General features: G+C 40.0%; 19 protein-coding genes and 3 tRNA genes. 8 read left to right on the top strand and 14 right to left on the bottom strand.

Annotation, left to right across the window (positions count from 1 at the left end; translation table 11 throughout):
• The first annotated feature begins 38 nt into the window (after positions 1 to 38).
• Positions 39 to 800, top strand: a complete 762-nt coding sequence (gene pgeF, locus PGH07_RS01115) for a peptidoglycan editing factor PgeF (RefSeq protein WP_289412048.1) — start codon at positions 39 to 41, stop codon at positions 798 to 800.
• Here pgeF and PGH07_RS01110 read toward each other — a convergent pair.
• From PGH07_RS01110 to PGH07_RS01100, 3 genes are read right to left on the bottom strand one after another with little or no spacing between them, the layout of a single operon-like run.
• Positions 790 to 1494, bottom strand: coding sequence for a TIGR02453 family protein (locus PGH07_RS01110; protein ID WP_289412047.1), 705 nt, complete (start codon positions 1492 to 1494; stop codon positions 790 to 792). The two genes, pgeF and PGH07_RS01110, sit on opposite strands and share 11 nt — an antisense overlap.
• Complete coding sequence (locus tag PGH07_RS01105; protein WP_289412046.1) at positions 1494 to 2714, bottom strand: saccharopine dehydrogenase family protein; 1221 nt, start codon at positions 2712 to 2714, stop codon at positions 1494 to 1496. Before PGH07_RS01105 ends, PGH07_RS01110 begins: the two co-directional genes overlap by 1 nt.
• A 31-nt stretch (positions 2715 to 2745) precedes the next feature.
• Complete coding sequence (locus PGH07_RS01100) at positions 2746 to 3660, bottom strand: AEC family transporter (protein WP_289412045.1); 915 nt, start codon at positions 3658 to 3660, stop codon at positions 2746 to 2748.
• A gap of 273 nt (positions 3661 to 3933) precedes the next feature.
• Here PGH07_RS01100 and PGH07_RS01095 point away from each other — a divergent pair, with 273 nt between their 5' ends.
• Positions 3934 to 4491, top strand: coding sequence for a DedA family protein (locus PGH07_RS01095; RefSeq protein ID WP_289412044.1), 558 nt, complete (start codon positions 3934 to 3936; stop codon positions 4489 to 4491).
• A gap of 78 nt (positions 4492 to 4569) precedes the next feature.
• Here PGH07_RS01095 and PGH07_RS01090 read toward each other — a convergent pair whose 3' ends face one another.
• The 3 genes from PGH07_RS01090 to speA all read right to left on the bottom strand — a co-directional run bounded on the left by PGH07_RS01090 (position 4570) and on the right by speA (position 8523).
• Entirely contained in the window at positions 4570 to 5739 is a 1170-nt protein-coding gene (locus PGH07_RS01090; protein WP_289412043.1) for a pyridoxal phosphate-dependent aminotransferase, read from the bottom strand.
• 125 nt (positions 5740 to 5864) lie between these two features.
• Positions 5865 to 6566, bottom strand: coding sequence for a serine O-acetyltransferase (cysE, locus tag PGH07_RS01085; protein ID WP_289412042.1), 702 nt, complete (start codon positions 6564 to 6566; stop codon positions 5865 to 5867).
• 91 nt (positions 6567 to 6657) lie between these two features.
• The gene (gene speA / locus PGH07_RS01080) at positions 6658 to 8523 is read right to left on the bottom strand and encodes a biosynthetic arginine decarboxylase (protein WP_289412041.1); all 1866 of its coding nucleotides are present in this window, start codon (positions 8521 to 8523) and stop codon (positions 6658 to 6660) included.
• Between the two features lie 94 nt (positions 8524 to 8617).
• On the opposite strand from speA, the gene PGH07_RS01075 reads away from it, so the two are divergent.
• The 5 genes from PGH07_RS01075 (at position 8618) to PGH07_RS01055 (ending at position 12804) form a co-directional block, all read left to right on the top strand.
• Positions 8618 to 9694 carry an ABC transporter permease gene (locus PGH07_RS01075; protein WP_289412040.1) on the top strand — a complete coding sequence of 359 codons (1077 nt, stop codon included), beginning with the start codon at positions 8618 to 8620 and terminating at the stop codon, positions 9692 to 9694.
• The gene (locus tag PGH07_RS01070; protein ID WP_289412039.1) at positions 9691 to 10461 is read left to right on the top strand and encodes an ABC transporter ATP-binding protein; all 771 of its coding nucleotides are present in this window, start codon (positions 9691 to 9693) and stop codon (positions 10459 to 10461) included. Before PGH07_RS01075 ends, PGH07_RS01070 begins: the two co-directional genes overlap by 4 nt.
• The gene (locus PGH07_RS01065) at positions 10454 to 11365 is read left to right on the top strand and encodes an MlaD family protein (protein ID WP_289412038.1); all 912 of its coding nucleotides are present in this window, start codon (positions 10454 to 10456) and stop codon (positions 11363 to 11365) included. Before PGH07_RS01070 ends, PGH07_RS01065 begins: the two co-directional genes overlap by 8 nt.
• 1 nt (position 11366) lies before the next feature.
• Complete coding sequence (locus PGH07_RS01060) at positions 11367 to 11942, top strand: ABC-type transport auxiliary lipoprotein family protein (RefSeq protein WP_289412037.1); 576 nt, start codon at positions 11367 to 11369, stop codon at positions 11940 to 11942.
• 259 nt (positions 11943 to 12201) lie between these two features.
• Positions 12202 to 12804 carry a porin family protein gene (locus tag PGH07_RS01055; protein ID WP_289412036.1) on the top strand — a complete coding sequence of 201 codons (603 nt, stop codon included), beginning with the start codon at positions 12202 to 12204 and terminating at the stop codon, positions 12802 to 12804.
• A 44-nt stretch (positions 12805 to 12848) separates the two neighbouring features.
• Here the strand turns inward: PGH07_RS01055 and hisS are convergent, their stop codons facing one another.
• The 8 genes from hisS to PGH07_RS01015 form a co-directional block, all read right to left on the bottom strand.
• A complete protein-coding gene (gene hisS / locus PGH07_RS01050) occupies positions 12849 to 14060 on the bottom strand; it encodes a histidine--tRNA ligase (protein ID WP_289412035.1) in 1212 nt (403 codons plus the stop codon).
• A 143-nt stretch (positions 14061 to 14203) separates the two neighbouring features.
• Positions 14204 to 14779, bottom strand: coding sequence for a dTMP kinase (tmk, locus tag PGH07_RS01045; RefSeq protein ID WP_289412034.1), 576 nt, complete (start codon positions 14777 to 14779; stop codon positions 14204 to 14206).
• Positions 14779 to 15261: a pantetheine-phosphate adenylyltransferase gene (gene coaD, locus PGH07_RS01040; protein ID WP_289412033.1), complete on the bottom strand. Its 483-nt coding sequence runs from the start codon at positions 15259 to 15261 to the stop codon at positions 14779 to 14781. The genes tmk and coaD overlap by 1 nt, the downstream gene beginning before the upstream one ends.
• Before the next feature lies 1 nt (position 15262).
• Positions 15263 to 15784 carry a UbiX family flavin prenyltransferase gene (locus PGH07_RS01035; protein WP_289412032.1) on the bottom strand — a complete coding sequence of 174 codons (522 nt, stop codon included), beginning with the start codon at positions 15782 to 15784 and terminating at the stop codon, positions 15263 to 15265.
• A gap of 51 nt (positions 15785 to 15835) precedes the next feature.
• The gene (locus tag PGH07_RS01030; protein ID WP_289412031.1) at positions 15836 to 16603 is read right to left on the bottom strand and encodes a hypothetical protein; all 768 of its coding nucleotides are present in this window, start codon (positions 16601 to 16603) and stop codon (positions 15836 to 15838) included.
• Positions 16604 to 16662: 59 nt separating this feature from the next.
• Positions 16663 to 16737, bottom strand: a tRNA-Gly gene (locus PGH07_RS01025).
• 99 nt (positions 16738 to 16836) lie between these two features.
• Positions 16837 to 16913 (bottom strand) — tRNA-Gly (locus PGH07_RS01020).
• A 131-nt stretch (positions 16914 to 17044) separates the two neighbouring features.
• A tRNA-Leu gene (locus PGH07_RS01015) sits at positions 17045 to 17129 on the bottom strand.
• 246 nt (positions 17130 to 17375) lie between these two features.
• Here PGH07_RS01015 and PGH07_RS01010 point away from each other — a divergent pair.
• Positions 17376 to 19637, top strand: a complete 2262-nt coding sequence (locus PGH07_RS01010) for an FtsK/SpoIIIE family DNA translocase (protein ID WP_289412030.1) — start codon at positions 17376 to 17378, stop codon at positions 19635 to 19637.
• The last annotated feature ends 61 nt before the right edge of the window (positions 19638 to 19698 follow it).

Below are 19698 nucleotides of genomic sequence, written 5' to 3'. Positions count from 1 at the left end.
TTTTTGGGTATTATAACAAAAAAAGTTAGAGGTAAGGGATGGCTGAATTTTACTGCTCCAAGTTATTGGGAAAATTTGAACAATGTTTACATGCCGTAACAACCAAGGACAGCAAGCTTACCTATCACGGCTCCCTTGCACTGCATACTGGTGAAGCAGCAAATGAGATCATCTCGAACAGACTTGAAATGGCACAAAGGCTGGGAGCAGATATAGATGCCCATTTTATCGTAGCCAACCAAACCCACAGTGACAATATCACGGTCATCGAGAGCAGGGAGAGTAAAGGGTGGCACACTATCGAAGATGCCATAGAGAACTGTGATGCACTGATCACCGATCAAAAGGGAGTCGTGCTGACCATCCTGACCGCTGATTGTGTGCCTGTGCTTCTATTTGACAGCAAAAAGGAGATCGTCGCTGCGGTCCATGCAGGATGGAAAGGCACCAAGGCAGATATCACAGGGAAAACCGTAGGGAAGATGATCGAAGTTTTCGGTTCAGACCCCGAGGATATCATCGCTTTTATCGCACCCTCTATCGGAAGATGCTGTTATGAAGTCGGGGAGGATGTTGCACAGCACTTTATGGATACCGAGGCCTTTGATAAGGTAGGGGAGAAGTATATGCTTGATCTGCCACTGATCAATCAAAAACAGCTTCTGGATGCGGGGTTAATAGCTGAGCATATCGAAATGAGCGGTCAGTGTACCTCATGTGAGGTTGAGAAGTATTTCTCTTATAGAAAAGAGCAGGGGTGCAGCGGTAGGTTTATGAGTATGATCGCACTCACGTTTTAGAGTCATAGAGTGTCAGCTCATAGACCCATTGCTGAAGAGGAAGTAGATCTTCATAGATCTTGAAGTTTTTGTCTATGATCTTCTCGGAATGAAAGGTTTTGTCGGGTTTAAATGTCGTATAGGCATACATCGAGCGGTATCTGGTCAGGTAGCCAAAAGAAAGCTCGCTCTCAAACTCTGCGGGAAGCCGTTTGTATTCGGGTTCAGGGATCTGGTAGCCTTTGGCTTTGAGATCTTCCAGAATAGTATGTAGGGATTCTCGGTTTGCATCACTCTTGATATATTCGCGGTAGGTTTGAAGCAATGGCGGTTTGAAGTTTCGTATCCCCGCTGCTACAAATACTTCATAAAAATCGTAGTGCATATAGAAGCTGCTGCTTTGCATACGGTGACCGCCGCCTTGCCACATGATGATCCCGATACGCTCTTTGATCGGATCATCCAGGTGAAAACGTGCGTCGCGGTAGATACGGAAAAGTGATTTGTTGATCTTTGGAATGGCATGGATGGAGGGCACCAGTATCTGCAGGTGCTCGCCCATCTCTTCTACGTACGCCTTGTTTGGTGTAACGATAGTGCGTTCATACTCCTCTTTGTGTGCATCAAGCCACTCTTTGGAGTTGTTTTGTATGATATTTTCAAGAAACTTGATACCCTCTTTGGGAAATCCCAAAAAGGTACTGGATTCAGACATTAGTCATCAACCCTGAGGTCTTCATGTGCACCTAGTTCCAAGACTTGCCAAGGAAGTCCCTGTGTCATCATCTCTTCCATAAACGGATCCGGGTCCATCTCTTCCATGTTGAAGACACCAGTTCCCTGCCATACACCCTCAAGCATCAATTTCGCACCGATCATAGCCGGTACACCGGTCGTGTAGCTTACACCTTGGCTCATTACTTCAGCATAACACTCTTCATGGTCTTTGACCTGGTAGATGTAGATCGTTTGAGGTTTTCCGTCTTTGATCCCTTTTGCAAAAATACCGATATTGGTCTTACCTTTAGTACGCGGACCGAGACTTGCCGGATCAGGAAGTAGAGTCTTCAAGAACTCGATAGGAATGATCTGCTGTCCTTTGTGCTCTACAGGTTCGATACCGAGCATACCGACATTTTGAAGTACTTCCATATGTTTAAGGTAGCTTGCACCAAATGTCATAAAGAATCTGATACGCTTTAAGCCTTTGATATGTTTTACCAGTGACTCCATCTCTTCATGGTAGAGCAGGTAGCTGTCTTTTGGTCCGACTTCAGGATAATCCCATACCTGCATGATCTCCATCGGCTCGGTCTCGATCCATTTTCCTTCTTCCCAGTATCTTCCCTTAGCACTTACTTCACGAAGGTTGATCTCAGGGTTGAAGTTGGTAGCGAACGGATAACCGTGATCACCTGCGTTACAGTCAAGGATATCGATCGTATGGATCTCGTCAAAATAATGTTTTTGAGCGTAAGCACAGAATACATTGGTTGCACCCGGGTCAAATCCGCTTCCAAGCAGTCCCATGATATCAGCTTTTTTAAACTGCTCATTTCTTGCCCATTGTTCTTTGTACTCGAACTTCGCTTCATCCGGGTGCTCGTAGTTTGCTGTATCTAGATAGTCGACGCCGCACTGTGTACATGCATCCATGATGGTTAGATCCTGGTATGGTAAAGCAACGTTGATCACGATATCTGCATCTGTCTTCATGATAAGATCAACTAGTTCCGGTACGCTGTCTGCGTCAACCTGTGCTGTAGCGATTTGTACGCCTGTTTTTTCTTTGACGTTAGCTGCGATCTCATCACATTTACTAACTGTACGGCTTGCCAGTGTGATATTCCCGAAAGTCTCAGCATTCATCGCACATTTGAACGCAACGACATTTCCGACACCACCTGCACCGATAATAAGGGTATTTGTAGACATGGAAACTCCTAATAATAAGTATGTAATTTTATCACAAATAGAAGTGATTTACGATGTAACTGAGTACAAAAAGCATAGGAATGAAGAGTAAAGTACTGATCATGATCAGTGATGTCACGTCTTTTGGACGGCAGTCATAAAGTGAAGCCAGGTTGATATTGGCGACTGCCAGAGGTACCATCATCTCCATGAGTATCACACCCTGAACAAACAGCGGCAGTGAAGTGAAACTCAGTATCGTAGCAGTAAAGAGCGGTATGAGTATAAATTTCTGTGAAAGGGTAGAGAACATCAATAGCGGACGTAGGTCATTGAATTTGATGCCTTGCAAAAACGTACCAAGCAAAAACAGTTGCAGTACGATTCCGCCGTAAGCTCCCATCTTGAAAAACTCTACGATCTGATGAGACAGAGGAATCTCATAGATGTTGATCAGGATCGCTACAGCTGAGGCAGGAATGATAGGGATCTTGATGATATTCAACAGCGAGTCTTTGATACTGAACGATCCGCGAGAGTAGATATAAACCCCTATGATGTAGACCACAAAGACATTAGCAATGTTAATCAGTGTTGTGTATATGACGCTGGCTTCTCCAAAGAGGGCAATCCCTAGAGGGATACCGATATTTCCCGTATTTCCGACAAAGCCTGCAATGGAGAAGATAGAACGCTCTTTTGGGTCTGTAAAGATGATCTTCCCCAGTGCGATCGTCGGCAGCAGTAGCAAAAATATAATCCCCAGATAGACGAGCGGTGTATAGATATGTGCAAGTTCAAGCTTTGCCGTACTAAACCCCCAAACGGTTACAAAAGGTTGCAAGAAATAGACAGAAAAAAGTGTAAGCGTCTTGGAGTTCATATCCTCTTTGAAGATACGTTTGGCGATGTAGCCCAACAGGATAAAGACATAGACAAAGATAATGCTCATAAGTGTATCGATCATGGGTGAGATTATAACATTAACCAATTTTAGATATGATTTCTATCACTATAATTTTTTGCCTTTTTTTTAATAGATATAGGGTGTACATGTATATCCGGATCTTTCAGTATATTTTTGATTGTATCTCTCTACTTTTTTTAGAAAAAAGTAGGCAAAAAAGCGTCACTCCGCAAGTGAGCAGACGTTACTGTAGCGTGTTTGCTTCTCAAATATGCACGCTTACGTAACTGCTCACCCAATGCTATGTGACAAAAGAAATAATAAGGTTTTTAGATGGATTTTTCTTCTTTGGAGACTTGGGGATACTTTGCAGTAGCATTTTTTTCGTTTGGCGGTTCGCTTTTTATCGTAGCGGCTGCAGGAGTCTTTTCATTTATGGGCAATATGGATTTGACTACGGCACTTGTCATAGCGATGATCTCTAACTTTATGGGAGACAACTTCCTTTTCTATCTTGGGAAATATCAGAAAAAACAGATACAACCGTATTTTGCAAAACATAAGCGTAAAGTAGCACTGGCTACATTGATCATGCGAAAGTATGGGATTTTGGCCGTCTTCATCCAAAAGTTCATTTACGGTGTAAAGACATTGGTACCGATCTCTATGGCCTTGGCAAAATATGACTTTAAAAAGTTTATCTTTTTTAATATCTTTGCTTCCATTGTGTTCGTATCAACTATCGGTCTTAGTGCCTACTATGCCAGCGAATCGATCATTGCATTTTTTGGATATGTACAGAAAAACCCATGGATCGCTCCGGTGATACTCTTCACGATCGTCGGTATCATCTGGTTTACTTTGGAAAATATGACAAAGAAAAAAAGATAGATTTTTAAATAGAGATATTTAGAAATAAGGAATTGAAGTTCCCGACTGGATGTCGGGAATGTAAACATTTGTCAGAGATTATGCTTTTTTGCTCTCTACAAACTTTTTGATACGGCTGATACCTTCACGGATCGTTTCGATATCTGTTGCAAATGAGAATCTGAAGTATCCCTCCGCACCAAATCCGATCCCCGGTACTACTGCTACACCAGTCTTTTGAAGCAGTTCTTTACAGAACTCGATAGAGTCATTTGAGATCTCTTTCGTGTTTACAAAGAGGTAGAATGCACCATCAGGTTTAAGTACACTTAGACCATCGATCTCATTGAAGAGTTTTACTGCCTCAATCGCTCTTTCTTCAAAGGCCTGTCTCATCTCTTCGATCTCTGCATCTACTTCACCATTCAGTGCTACCACAGCAGCTTTTTGAGTGATAGAGTTGATGTTAGATGTACTTTGGCTTTGGAGGTTGTTCATTGCCCCGATCAAAGCTTTATTTGGAGATGCAAGGTATCCAAAACGCCATCCTGTCATTGCTACAGATTTGCTTAGACCGTTGATCGTTACAGTTCTTTGATACATATCTTCAGAGATACTTGCTGTCGCTACAAAGTCGATACCGTAAACCAGTTTTTCATACATCTCATCACTAGCAACGATGATATCCGTACCTTTCAATACCTCTGCAAGTGACTCTAGCTCTTCTTTAGAATATACTGAACCAGTAGGGTTTGAAGGAGAGGTCAGTACGATCATTTTTGTTTTAGGAGTGATCGCATTTTTGAGTTGTTCAGCTGTGATCTTAAATCCGCTTTTCTCATCTGTATCAATAATGACAGGTTTTCCTTCTGAATAGATAACCAATTCAGGGTAAGTTACCCAGTAAGGTGCAGGGATGATCACTTCATCGCCCGGATTGATCACAGCCTGAAAAAGATTGAAAAGTGATTGTTTCGCACCATTACTGACAATGATGTCAGAAGGTGCATACTCCAAACCATTTTCTCTTTTTAGTTTTCCTGCTACTGCTTTAAGTAGTTCCGGGATACCCGGTACTGCAGTATATTGAGTAAAGCCGTCATTGATAGCCTTGATAGCCTCGTCTTTGATCTTTTGCGGTGTACCAAAGTCCGGTTCACCTGCAGAAAATGAGAGGACATCTTTTCCCTCTGCTTTAAGATCTCTAGCAAGTGAAGAGATAGCAATTGTCAATGATGGTGATAGTGATTGTATGCGATCTGATAGCATTATAACCCTTGTAAATAATAAAAATTAAAAAATCCAACAATTATAGCGAAATATGAGTAAAAGTGTTTTGATATTATGCAGAGTAAAAAGGAGGTAAAAGTTTAGTGTTTCTTATATGCCCACGATCAATCCATACTATGTATGAAATTGTCGTAGTCAACTTCCAGTTTTTGGTCTTTTTGTTTGATATCTTTGCTTTCACCACTCTCAATAGCATCTTCAAGAATCTCTATACGCTTGAGCAGGTATTCAAAGATCTCTTTATTGACATCAGGGATAACATTGTGATTGAGTTTTGTTTCAGGTGTTTCACACTTCAGTACACGTGCAGGAATACCTACGGCAGTAGCTTTTTCTGGAACATTTTTGATAACAACGGAATTTGCACCGATCTTTGCACCATTACCGATCGTAATATTCCCAAGTACTTTTGCACCTGCACCTATAACCACGTTGTCCCCGACTGTCGGGTGACGTTTTCCTTTATTGAGGCTTACTCCCCCCAATGTAACCTGTTGGTAGATGACTACATCATCCCCAATGATAGCTGTCTCACCGATAACGACACCTACACCGTGGTCGATGAATACTCTGCGGCCAATTTGTGCAGCGGGATGGATATCTACCGTGGTAAGAAACTGCCCGATAGCAGAGATGAATCGCGGTAAAAAGCGTAGACCTTTTTGATAGAGAGAGTGTGCTAGCCTGTGAAAGAGCAGGGCCCAGAGCCCCGGATAATTAAAAAAGAGTTCGAAGGTTGAGTGCAATGCCGGGTCATTTTCTTTAACATTTGTAAAATCTTCTTTGATCAAACTAAATGGGTTCACAGTTTCTCCTATATTATCTCTTTTATCATAATAGATTATGCAATTTTAATTCTATTATGACTAAGAAACAATTAGATTATGTCCAGCAATATCAGATTAACTCGTCAATCGCTTGTATGGTCTTAAGATAGCTATTTTCACTTAAATGTAGATAAAGTTTACCCAAAAGTTCACGTTTCTCTTCTGCAGTGAGTCGTTCTGAAAGCTCAATATGCTGTTTGAGTGTTTTATCAATCAGGCTGGTATCATAATCCATATCATCAAGGACATCCATAAGATTTTGTGCTTCGATAAGCCCATCTATCTTATAATTTCCTGTTTCATCAAAGTTGATGATACACTCTGTCGGATGGGTGAAAAGGTTATGTTGCATTCCCAGCACTTCCTGATATGCACCTGTAAGGAAGAATCCTAGGAAATACTCTTCTTTATCCAGATCGATATCATGCAGATAGAGTGGATAGTCACGGTTAAACTCTATTTCACCGTCACTATCACAGGTAATATCCCAGATACTTGCCGGATTGGTCGGTATTTTATTTAAATGTGTTAGCGGCATGATAGGAAACTCCTGTTCAAGCCCCCAAAAATCAGGCAGAGACTGGAAAATAGAGAAATTCACCAAATACTTCTCCTGGACACGGTCCTGCAGCTGTTTTAGTTCATCCGTATTTTCACTTCTGAGCAGCGCAATTGCCTTTTTCACGATCAGGTTTACAAACGTTTCAGTGTTGGATCTATCCTCCAGGTCGATATACCCCAAATCAAAAAGTGTAAGTAAGCTTTCCATATGATCCAGTGCATCGTGAAGATACTCTCTGGCATTCGTACGGCTCATGGTATTATAGAGATCATTTAACTCTTCGATCAAAGGAGGATTCTCTGATTTAAGTCTCAGACATTTTTCATGATACTCCTGAGAAAAAAGTTCAAGTACAGGTGCAACAAGTACAGAGTGAGAAGCAGCGATGTAGCGTCCTGACTCTGTAAAGATATCTGGTTGCGGTACATTTTTATTTTTCGCGATCTCCTGCATGAGGTATATAACGTCATTGGCAAATTCACTCAGCGAGTAGTTACGCTCTTTATCATGTGCATGTTGGGAATACTCAACTGCAAGACCACCACCGATATTGATCGCACTTAGGTTATTCGCACCGCGCTTTTTCAGTTCTGCATAAATGTTTCCTGCTTCACGCAACGCTTTTTTGAGCGGAGCGATATCACCCATCTGTGATCCGATATGAAAATGGATCATCCCGAGATGTTCAAGCAAGTTATGTTTTTTGAGCAATTCATAGGCTTCTATCAGCTCAGTCGACGTAAGTCCGAACTTGGAATTATATCCGCCGCTTTTTGCCCAGATACCGATTCCTGAACTGTGCAGACGGATACGGACACCTATCTTAGGTAAAATCGGGGTGTCAGACTCTTCATTAAACTCCTGGTTGACCTGGATGATACTTTCAAGTTCATCGAGTCCCTCAATTGTGATAGTAATATTGTGTCCCATCTTTGCAGCGATAAAACACATAGAGATCATCTCTTTGTCTTTAAAACCATTGATCGTGATCGGTGCACCAAGAGGGGTCTTACTCATCGCAATAACAAGTTCTGCTTTACTTCCGGCTTCAAGACCGTAGTTATACTCTTTTGAAACATCCATCAATGCATGAACGAAGTTTGGAAACTGATTAACTTTCAAAGGAAAGACCGCATTGAAGGTTCCCTGGTAATCAAATGTCTCTCTTGCTGCATTGAAGGTCTCAAAAAGTGTAGAGATCTGTTTTTTAATAATATGAGGGAAACGAAGAAGCAGAGGTCCCTTGTAACCTTGATTACGTATCTGTTGTGTGATCTCATAAAGTGAGGGTTCAAGCCCGTAATTTATATTGATCGTATCATGTTTAATGATAAAGTTGTTGTCACTCCAGACATCTAAGCCAAAATCTTTCATAATCTACTCTCTTAATTATAATTGTTATTATATCTAAACTTAATCGAATCTTACCTATAATTGACGTATGGTAAACGAATATCTCAGTATTGAAATGAATCAGAATCAACTTCTGCTGACAGCAAAAGGCAAGTGGACACTCTTGAGCGTACCTGAGATAGAACCTCTTTTACAACAAATTACCTATGAACAGCCGATAACTTGGGATGTATCTGCTGTCAGTGAATTTGATTCAGCGGGTGTACTTCTTTTTACAGAATATTTCAAAAAATTTTCAGAACATACTGGTGTAGAAGTTGTCGGTTATACGGAGAATCAAAAAGAGATGTATGATCTTCTTAAAGAAGACCATGTAGTTATCGAACCACCAAAAGAAGACAATTTACTTGAGACATTGGGAAAAAACACTGTCAAGTTTCTCATAGATACAAAAGAGTTTATCGAATTCTTCGGGCATGTGTTTTATACACTTTTCCATGTGCTTAGGAATCCGAAAGATATACGTCTCAAAGAGATAGTTTATCATATACATAAAGCAGGATTTAACGCTTTGGTGATCATTGCTTTGACCTCTTTTTTGGTAGGAATGGTCATAGCATATCAGGGATCTGTACAGTTAGCAAAATTTGGTGCAGATATCTTCATCGTGGATACGGTAGGGATCTCCATTACCCGTGAACTCGGGCCTATGATCACAGCGATCGTTATTGCAGGACGCAGTGGTTCTTCCTATACTGCCGAGATCGGTGCGATGAAGATCACTGAAGAGATCGCTGCAATGAGGACGATGGGATTTGATCCCTATGCATTTTTAGTTTTGCCGCGTATCATAGCGATGATGGTTGCATTGCCTTTATTGATCTTTTTTTCAGATATCGTAGGTATATTTGGAGGAATGGTCGCTTCAAGTATGCAGCTTGATATTTCGATGACACAGTTTATCAACCGCTTATATGATGTACTGGAGGTAAAGCATTATGTCCTGGGTATGATCAAAGGGCCTGTATTTGCTTTTTTTATCGCTTCAGTCGGGGCTTTCAGAGGATTTCAGGTCTCACATAATACTGAAAGTATCGGACTACATACCACATCATCAGTAGTCAATGGTATTTTTCTTGTGATTGCCTTTGATGCACTTTTTTCTGTCATCTATACGGAGCTTGATCTATGAATACGGTGATCGAAGCAAAAAATATCGTTACACGTTTTGGAAATAGAACGATACATGATGGTGTAAATTTGCATATCGAAAAAAATGAGATCTACGGGATATTGGGAGAGAGTGGATCGGGTAAGTCTGTACTTATGAAAGAGATGATCATGCTGCTTGAACCAACAGCAGGAGAGATCACTGTTCTGGGAAAAAACCTTGATCAAATAGGGTTTAAAGATGCACAGGCACTTCGGCGGGACTGGGGTGTACTGTTTCAGTTTGGGGCTCTTTTCTCTTCTTTAAGTGTGGCAGAAAATATCGAGGTACAGCTCAAAGAGTATACGAAAATCTCAAAAGAGTTACGTGACAGTTTGGTGGCCTCCAAACTTAAAATGGTTGGACTTGATCCACAGGTAGGGAGTCTTTATCCGTCTCAGCTGAGTGGAGGGATGATCAAGCGTGCTGCATTGGCAAGAGCACTTGCAATGGAGCCGAAACTTCTTTTTTTGGATGAACCTACCTCAGGGCTTGATCCTATCGGTGCACGAAATTTTGACAAACTGATCGTTGATCTGCGTGACTTGCTTGGGATCACTGTGGTGATGATCACGCATGATCTGGAGAGTATATTCGGAATCGTTGACAGGATGGCAATTTTAGCGGATAAGAAAGTTGTTGCAGAAGGTAGTATCGAAAATGTGTTACAATCACAACATCCATTTGTTGAAGATTTTTTTAAGAATGAGTATACCAAAGAGAGATTTGAAAAGGTGAAGAATGTATAGCAGAGTCAATTATTTAGTGGTTGGAATCTTTGTCGTGTTCTTTGGTATAGGGCTTGTCTGGTTTGCTTTTTGGCTGGGTAAATACAATATAGATGATGAGTACTATACCTATAAACTGGAGATCACAGAATCTGTTTCCGGGCTTTCTATAGACTCTGATGTTATGCTGAGAGGTGTTGATATCGGTCGGGTGAGTGATATTCACATTAACCAGGATAATATTGAACTCACTGAAGTCTATGTCAATATCCGCCAAAATGTTCCAATCAAAGAAGATATGGTGGCAACTACAAAAATGTTTGGTATTACAGGCCTGCTTTCAATTGAGATAGAAGGGGGTACCAATGCGGCTAAAACACTCAAACCAACCGATGATTATATCCCGGAGATAAAAACCAGACCTTCTCTTGTTACTAACTTGAGTAAAAGTGTAGAATCTCTTTCATCGAAGCTTGATCAGTTACTTGGTCAAGGGCAAAAGATAGTCTCTGATAAGAATATCAATACGGTAGAAAACATACTTGATAATGTCGAAACCATTACGGCAAACGGTAAAGAGTTAGAAAACAAAGTCATGAAATCTCTAGAAGAATTGGATGTTTCAATCAAGCAATTTAGAAAAACTATGCATATGATTTCTCATAACTTTGAAGGTGCAACAAAAGATATTAATGCTGTGAAAAAAGTGCTTATCCCTACAATAAATAATTTTAACCGCGTTACATTGAAGGTTGAGAAGAGCCTTGATCGAGGTGACTATAATATGAAGAAGATACTTGAACCACTTATTGTGGATATGCAGATACTCTCTACACAAATGAGTGAGTTTACAGGAGAGCTAGAACAGAGTCCAAATGATTTGATTTTTAAATCCAGAACTCCGTTAAAAGGACCGGGAGAATAAGATGAGACTTATTACAGGAGCATTATTGGTGATCTTATTGGCTGGGTGCAGCACAAAGATGGCACCAATGAAAACGTATACACTACAGACGACAGAGGTGAACAATAGCTATAATGCAAGCTATCAAAACAAGACTATCCAAGTGATGCAGCCACAAAGCCTGAAAGAGAAAATGAGTGAAAAAATCTATTTTTCATACTCTCCTACACAACAGGGAGCTTATCTGAATTCAAAATGGTCCAATGATCTTGGAACACTTGTTCAGGGAACATTGATACATACATTACAAAGCAGCGGCATGTTCAAAGGGGTGGTTTCTTATGCTTCAACCGCACAAGCTGATTACAGGTTAGAGAGTACCGTATTTGACTTCTCCCATCATGTAAGAGGAAATGCTTCTCATGCGATCGTCTCTATCCAGTTTGATTTGATTTCTACAGATACGGGTAAGCTGATAAAAAGCAAACGTTTTAGTTATATGGAAGCTACGGGGACAACAGATGCTGAAGGATATGTCAAAGCAAGCAACATGGCAATTGAAAGGTTGAGTAAAGATCTTCTTCTTTGGTTGAAATAAGCCATTTCCCAAGGCAAAGTCATTGCCTTGTTTTTTCAAATTTTATTTTATTTTTATTCAGTGTTAGAGTAAAAGAAACATTGATATGATTCATCGATTTGATTGAAGCAGTTGTACTCATTTTCTATGAATTTAATTGAAATGTTTCAAAGTTACAGCTCAAAGGGGTTTAAATATAAAGGTTTAAGTGGATTTCATTTATTATGGATACTTCAAAAATGAATGGATGTGAAAGTCCTAAAAGATTTCAGGAGAAAAAATGAAAAAATTTGTTTTGATGACATCTGTGGCATCATTGATGGCAATGCAACTGCATGCAGGCGGTGATATCGCACCTCAAGAGCCGGTAGTTGAAGAAGCAGAGATGCATGAGCATGCTGAATCTGACTTTTATGCAGTTGTTAAGGGCCTAAGAATTACAGGAGACAGAGTTGATCATGAAGGTGCAATACTTGATGGTGACAGCGGATACGGATTTGGTATTGACCTTGGTTACAGACTAGGAAATGGATTTGCAGTAGAGTATGATTTTGCGTATGCAAAAAATACTGTAAGTGAACTGGATGAATTTGGTGCCGTAGTTGCTGAGGGTGATGCAAAGTACTATAGTCATGCACTAGACCTTGTTTATACGTATGAATTGACTGAGACTGTCGGTGTATTTGCTAAAGCAGGATATGAATATGAGATCGAGAAGATCGCAGAGTATAATATAGATGCGGATGATCACGGATTCAATTTTGGTATCGGTACAGAAGTGGCAATGGGAGAAAACTATAAATTTGTAGCTGAGTACGAACACTCGACGATCGAAGGACCTAAGGGAAATGCTATTTTTGTGGGTATAATGATTAACTTTTAAGCTCAGATATCTTTCACAAAACCTTTATGGTTTTGTGAAATCACTTAGAGCTCATTGATAGCAATGACTCGTTCTTCCTTACTTTCTAGATCTTTGATCCATACTGATTCATTCTTCAATTCATCTTCACCGATAAGGACCGCATATTTTGGATTGGCTTTATCTACACCTTTCATATGGCTTTTGAAGCCTTTGGAACTGTATTCAACCGTGACTTTATCAGTAAGACGTTTATTCATAGCCAGTTTGAGTAGTGTAGGAATGGCCTCTGGTACCATAGCACCCATATAGTAGCCTGCTGGAGTTGTTTCAGGCATCTTTACCAGTTCCATGATACGTTCAATACCCAGAGCAAATCCTACTGCAGGTGTAGGTTTACCGTCAAGGTACTCAACGAGTTTATCATAACGTCCACCACCGGCAATTGCTGACTGTGCACCGATCTCATTGCTGACAAACTCAAATGCCGTTTTGTTATAGTAGTCCAGTCCTCTTACCAGGTTGGTATCTATGATATAGTTGATACCGGCTTCATTAAGGAGTTTGGTAAGCTCGATAAAATCACTGTCACAACATTCACACAGGTTATTGATCAGTTTTGGAGAGCTTACAAGATGGAATTGGCATTTTTCATTTTTACAGTCCAATACACGGATAGGATTGGTTGTGATACGTCTATTACAGTCTTCACAAAGCTCTTCTTGAACATCCGTTAGAAAACCTACAAGGTTTTGTCTGTACGGCGGCATACATGTACTACATCCAAGTGAGTTGATCTTTAGCTCATAACCGATACCAAGTGCATCAAAGATCTGAGCGATCATTGTAATGATCATAAAATCCTCATAGACTGAAGCTTCACCGAAGCTCTCACATCCAAACTGGTGAAACTCTCTTAGTCTTCCTTTTTGCGGTTTTTCATAACGGAACATCGGACCGTAATAGTAGAACTTTTGTTTGACCGGTTGGCGGTCAAGTTTAGCAGAGATAAAAGCACGTACGACGCCTGCTGTCCCCTCAGGGCGCATACAGACATCATTTTCACCTTTGTCGATGAATTGGTACATCTCTTTACCGACAATATCCGAGCTTTCTCCTACTGAGCGTTTAAAAAGTGCAGTCTCTTCGAGAATAGGGGTTTCAATATATCCATAGCCATAACGTCTGGCAATAGATGTAGCAGTATTTACGATATATTCAAAACGTTCACTCTCTTCAAAAGTGAGGTCTTTCATACCACGTAGAGGATTGATCATAATGTTTCCTTTAACGGCGTCATCTTCGAAGTACTATCGAAGATCCAAAATGTATAAATTCTATGATGAGTGGATTCTCAGATATCTAGGATTTTTTGACGCTAGATATTGTACTGAGAATGACAAGATTTTAATTTATGTAATTATACCTTCAAGTAGGTTAGTATCGTTTGATGAATATTTTCTATACTATCGCATGCATCGATAAAAAGATGCGGGATACCTAGTGTAAGTACAGTTTGTCTCATATGTTCCTGAACACTTAGCAGGTACTCCAGACCGCGTTGTTCTATTCCATCCAAGTCTTTGCCGCCAAGTCTTTCTTGAAGGGTTTGTATATCTGTAAGGAAGAGAATGACCTTATCAGGCAGATTCCCTTGCAGCGCAAACTTGTTAAGCATGATCAGGTCATCCAGTTCGAAATCACCGTTAGCCAAAGCATAACCGATTCCTGAGATAAATCCTCTATCTGAGATGATCAATTTGTCCTGGTTGGGCTGGACTACCTCTTCATAATGTTCTGCACGGTCTGCTAAAAACAGTAAAAGTTCTGCACGCTTCGAAATGATAGAGCTCTCTAAAAGTATTTCTCTCGCTTTGATACCAAATGCCGTACCACCGGGCTCTTTTGTAGTGATGATCTCCGGATGTTTTTGTTTAAGCAGTTCCAGCTGGGTACTCTTCCCGCAGGTGTCGATCCCTTCAAAAAGTACTACCATCAGCGTTCACACTTGATAAGTTCTAAAGCTTTAGGTGGAACGAGATGCTCAACCTTTCCGTCAAAGTTAAGTATGGTACGTACAACTGAGGAGCTGACAAAGGCATGCTCCAGACTTGGCATCAGATAGATCGTCTCAAGTTCTTTTTTCAGTGATGCATTGGCATATCCCATCTGTAGTTCATACTCAAAGTCACTGACTGCTCTAAGCCCGCGGATGATGATATTTGCATCCAGTTCATCAGAAAGATTCACCAGTAGGTTATTAAACCCTCTTACTTGAATGTTAGGTAGATCAGCAGTAACCGCTTTAACCATATGTACGCGCTGTGCGAAGTTAAACATCGGTTTTTTTGCCTCTGATTCCGCTACTGCTATAATGATCTCATCAAACATTCTATGGGCACGTCTGATGATATCCAGGTGTCCGTTGGTGATAGGATCAAATGTTCCGGGATAGATTGCTCTTTTATATGTACTCATCTTATTTCCATCTTTCAAATAAATTGTTTTCTATGCCAAGTGCATCATACCATTTTCCGATAATAAAACGTTCCATTTCATCTAAAGAACTAGAGTCTGAGTAGTACCCCAATACAGGCGGAGCTATGATGACGCCAAGTGTAGCAAGTTTTTGCATATTTTCCAGTGCAATAGCTGAAAAAGGAAGTTCACGAGGAGCTAGAAGTAACTTTTTTTGTTCTTTGAGTGCTACGGCTGCCACTCTGGTAGCAAGGTTATCGCTGATCCCGCATGCGATCTTTGCCAGTGTATTCATACTGCAAGGGATGATCGCTGTGGCATCTACTCTAAAGGAGCCGCTGGAGACTGAGGCAGCGATATTTTCATTTTGGTGCAGTGTGACTTGTTTATTTTCAAAAGATTCTACAGTAAGAGCATTATCAGAGACTACAACATGGGCTTCGATACCTTCAGGCAGATAATCGACAAACTTTTTGCCTAGCTCTACACCGCTGGCACCAGTAATGGCTACGACGATTTTCAAAATATCCCTTTTATTTAATTATGGAGATTATAACAAAAAGAATGTAAAGCTTTAGTTCTGTTTGTTCCATGTTGCTTTCTCTACTGTACATTTTTCCCAATCGTAAATACTTACCCAACTACCTTGCCAATGACCATTATTGGTTATAAACCTATCATTATAAAAAGACCATCTTGCACTACTTATATTTGTATCTTCAGGGAAGTCTAATACGATATTTTCAGTATATCCTTCACAAAAATTATAAATACGTCTCTTCCAAATAAGTTCTTTTATTTCATCTAAGTTGAGTTTATCTATATCAGATATGAGTTCAAGTTTTGGAACACCAGAACTGCACTCTACTATATACAAGCATACAGGTGCATTACCAGAGTAACTTATTGCACTGGATGTGATCTTTTCATCATCTAACGTATACCAACTCATATATCGTGGAACATTATCTAATGCCAAAAAAATCAATGAAACTGAGAGTATCAATAAAACAAAAATCGTAGTTATCGCTTTATAAGGAAGCGTTTTTCTTTTAGCAGTAAGTATATATGTTTTCATTAAGTAGTGTTGTAAGTATATATAGAAGGTCACTAATACAATTAGTGGTATTGAAATATCGTTAAAAAAAGCAAAAATAAAACCTGATAGTACAGGTAAAGGCAAGAACATAATAAAAAATATAAGGCTATATTTTTTTAAAAGAGTAAAAAAAGTAGGTGGAGTAATCGAAAAGAGCGGTAGTATCATTTTTGTAATGAGGCTAATGATAATGATATAAAAAGGATAAAGTACAAAAATAAAAACGACGACAAAATCAGACATATAAACTACTTCAATGCAAGGTAAATGGATTATAGCAAAAATAGATGTAGAGATATAAATGGAGCGGGCGAACGGATTCGAACCGTCGACCCTAACCTTGGCAAGGTTATGCTCTACCCCTGAGCTACGCCCGCGCTACCATTATCACTGTTCGTTGCAAAGTAACAGCTTTAGTGAGATGAATTTATTAAGTAGCTTTGCTGCTTATTTAAGAAGAAAGCCAAATAATTTAGTGGAGCGGGAAACGGGACTCGAACCCGCGACCCTCAGCTTGGAAGGCAGACGCTCTAGCCAACTGAGCTATTCCCGCGTCCTAAATAATGATAGATGAACCATTTAGTTTGAGAAAACAAACGAAACTAGTTTCGTGAGCATACTGCTGAAGCAAACTCAGTGTTAACGTAGTTTTGTTTGGCTTTGCCAAAAAAACGTTCTATCAAATGGTACCTCGAGCCGGAGTCGAACCGGCACGGGTCGCCCCACCAGATTTTGAGTCTGGCGTGTCTACCAATTCCACCATCGAGGCATCCTACATACGAAATGTAGAGTGGAATTCTACGCAGTGTAACCTTAAGTCTTGTTTAAAAAATAAATCAACTTTTCGTATGTTTGTAGAGTAAAGATCAGAAAATATCATAAAACATAATTGTTGTGTAAAAAAGAACTGTTTTCTATACGAAAAAGCTCAAAATGGGATATTTCAATAACCCCTTATAATATTGTGATATAATATCTTCATTAATTAATATTAAACGAAATACAGGGAATAGATGTGAAAATCGCACTTATTATTACCTCCATACTCTTTATTTATGCAGCTTTTTCAACGCTCTTTTTAGGGACAGGTCTTGTAGGAAATATTGGAGAAAAGATCGGTCAGACAAATATCTTTCTCTTTGGATATCTTGCATATATCAATCTTTTTATTCTTTTTTATCCTCTTTATAAACTTTTTAAAGATAAGTCCAAAGCCAAAGAGATTGACTTCTATTTAGGATGGATACTTCTGTTTATCGGTTTGATCTTTCTGGAGTCATTGGTCTTTGATCTTGAAAAAGCAGGATTCATAGGTACACAGATCGTAGAATTTCTTGAACCGTACATAGGCAAAGCAGGCCTTTGGCTCTCCTGGCTTTTGATCACATTACTTTCATTGGTTTTTATCCTAGATGATGATTTTAGTCCAAAGGATGTCAATGTCCCGGGTATGTCTTTGTCCTCATGGTTATCGGCATTGAAAAAATTCATGGTTGCTCTGAAGGGTATTTTCAAAAAAATATTTACCAATCCTTTTGCATCACCAAAACTCGAAGATGAGATGATGCCTGAAATGGAAGTGTCAACAAAGAGACAGACAATTACTAAAAAACCTGTACAAAAAGTTATAAAAAATAAAGCTGAGCCATTTTCATTACGTGATGAACCATTGCCTTGGGAAGAAGAGATCGATGATCCGGTTATTCAGGAGATCACTATATTTGAAAAAGAGATGGAAGAAGCAATGGAAGTTGAGAGTAATAGAAAACCTCCTCTTTCTTTGACATCTAAAAACAGTTCTAATGTAACAATCGTAGATGAACTTGAAGAGAATTCAAAACTGCTTGACCAGATTGAAAAAGGGCAAGTTGAGAAGCCTAAAAACTTCAGATTGCCAAAATTGGATTTTTTACAAAAAGCACCTAAGACAACTAAAAAAATGAATGAAGCGGAGATTGACCGTAAGATTGGTGAACTTTTAGCCAAACTAGAGCAGTTCAAGATCGAGGGTGATGTAGTACGTACTTACTCTGGACCTTTAGTAACTACATTTGAGTTTAAACCGGCTCCTCATGTAAAGGTATCAAAGATCCTTAACTTGCAAGATGACCTCGCTATGGCATTACAAGCAGAAACGATCCGTATCCAGGCACCGATCCCCGGTCGTGACGTCGTAGGGATTGAGATCCCTAACGACAATGTTGATACGATTTATCTTAGAGAGATACTTGAATCTGAGATCTTTACAACATCTAGCTCTCCGTTGACTGTGGCTCTGGGGAAAGATATCGTAGGGAAACCCTTTGTAACAGATATTAAGAAGCTTCCGCATATTCTTATTGCGGGTACTACGGGATCGGGTAAATCAGTAGGGATCAATGCTATGATCCTTTCTTTACTATATAGAAATGATCCTGATCATCTTAAATTGATGCTTATCGATCCTAAGATGTTGGAGTTTTCTATCTACAATGACATTCCGCATCTCTTGACCCCTGTTATCATTGATGCAAAAAAAGCGATCGCAGCACTAGCGAACATGGTTGGCGAAATGGAGCGCCGTTATAAGCTGATGGCTGAGAATCGTACCAAGAACATAGAAAACTATAATGAAAAAGTAAAAAAGGACGGCTCTGCTGAACCGTTCCCATATATCGTAGTGGTAATTGACGAGTTGGCTGATTTGATGATGACAGGAGGGAAAGAGGTAGAGTTCTCGATTGCACGTCTTGCACAGATGGCTAGGGCTTCTGGTATCCATTTGATCGTAGCAACACAACGACCGAGTGTAGATGTTGTTACAGGTTTGATAAAAGCAAATCTTCCTTCACGTCTGAGTTACAGGGTTGGACAAAGAATCGATTCAAAGGTCATACTTGACACGATGGGTGCGGAGAGCCTGTTAGGACGTGGGGATGGTCTATTTACGCCTCCTGGATCTACTGGACTGGTACGTTTGCATGCTCCTTGGAGTACTGAAGAAGAGATCGAGAAGATTGTCGAGTATATCAAGGCTCAGCGAGAGCCGGAGTATGACGAAAACTATCTAGTCGCCGGCAGTAGTGAAGGCGGAACTTCAGATGCCGGTGATATGGAGCTTGATCCACTTTATGAAGAGGCAAAAGCAGTTATTTTAAGTGATAAAAAAACCTCTATATCCTATTTGCAGAGAAAGTTACAGATTGGTTACAACCGTTCAGCAAATATTATCGAACAGCTTGAGGCAATGGGGGTACTGTCAGAACCTAATGCCAAAGGAAATAGGGAAATATTGTAACACTTTCCCAATTTCCTGTATCAAACCTACACAAAACACCTCTTCGTTTTACTTCTTCTTA

The organism is Sulfurovum zhangzhouensis (assembly GCF_030347965.1).
Lineage (GTDB): Bacteria > Campylobacterota > Campylobacteria > Campylobacterales > Sulfurovaceae > Sulfurovum > Sulfurovum zhangzhouensis.
Note: the sequence above shows the minus strand (reverse complement) of the source record. Positions and strands in the feature narration are given on the sequence as shown.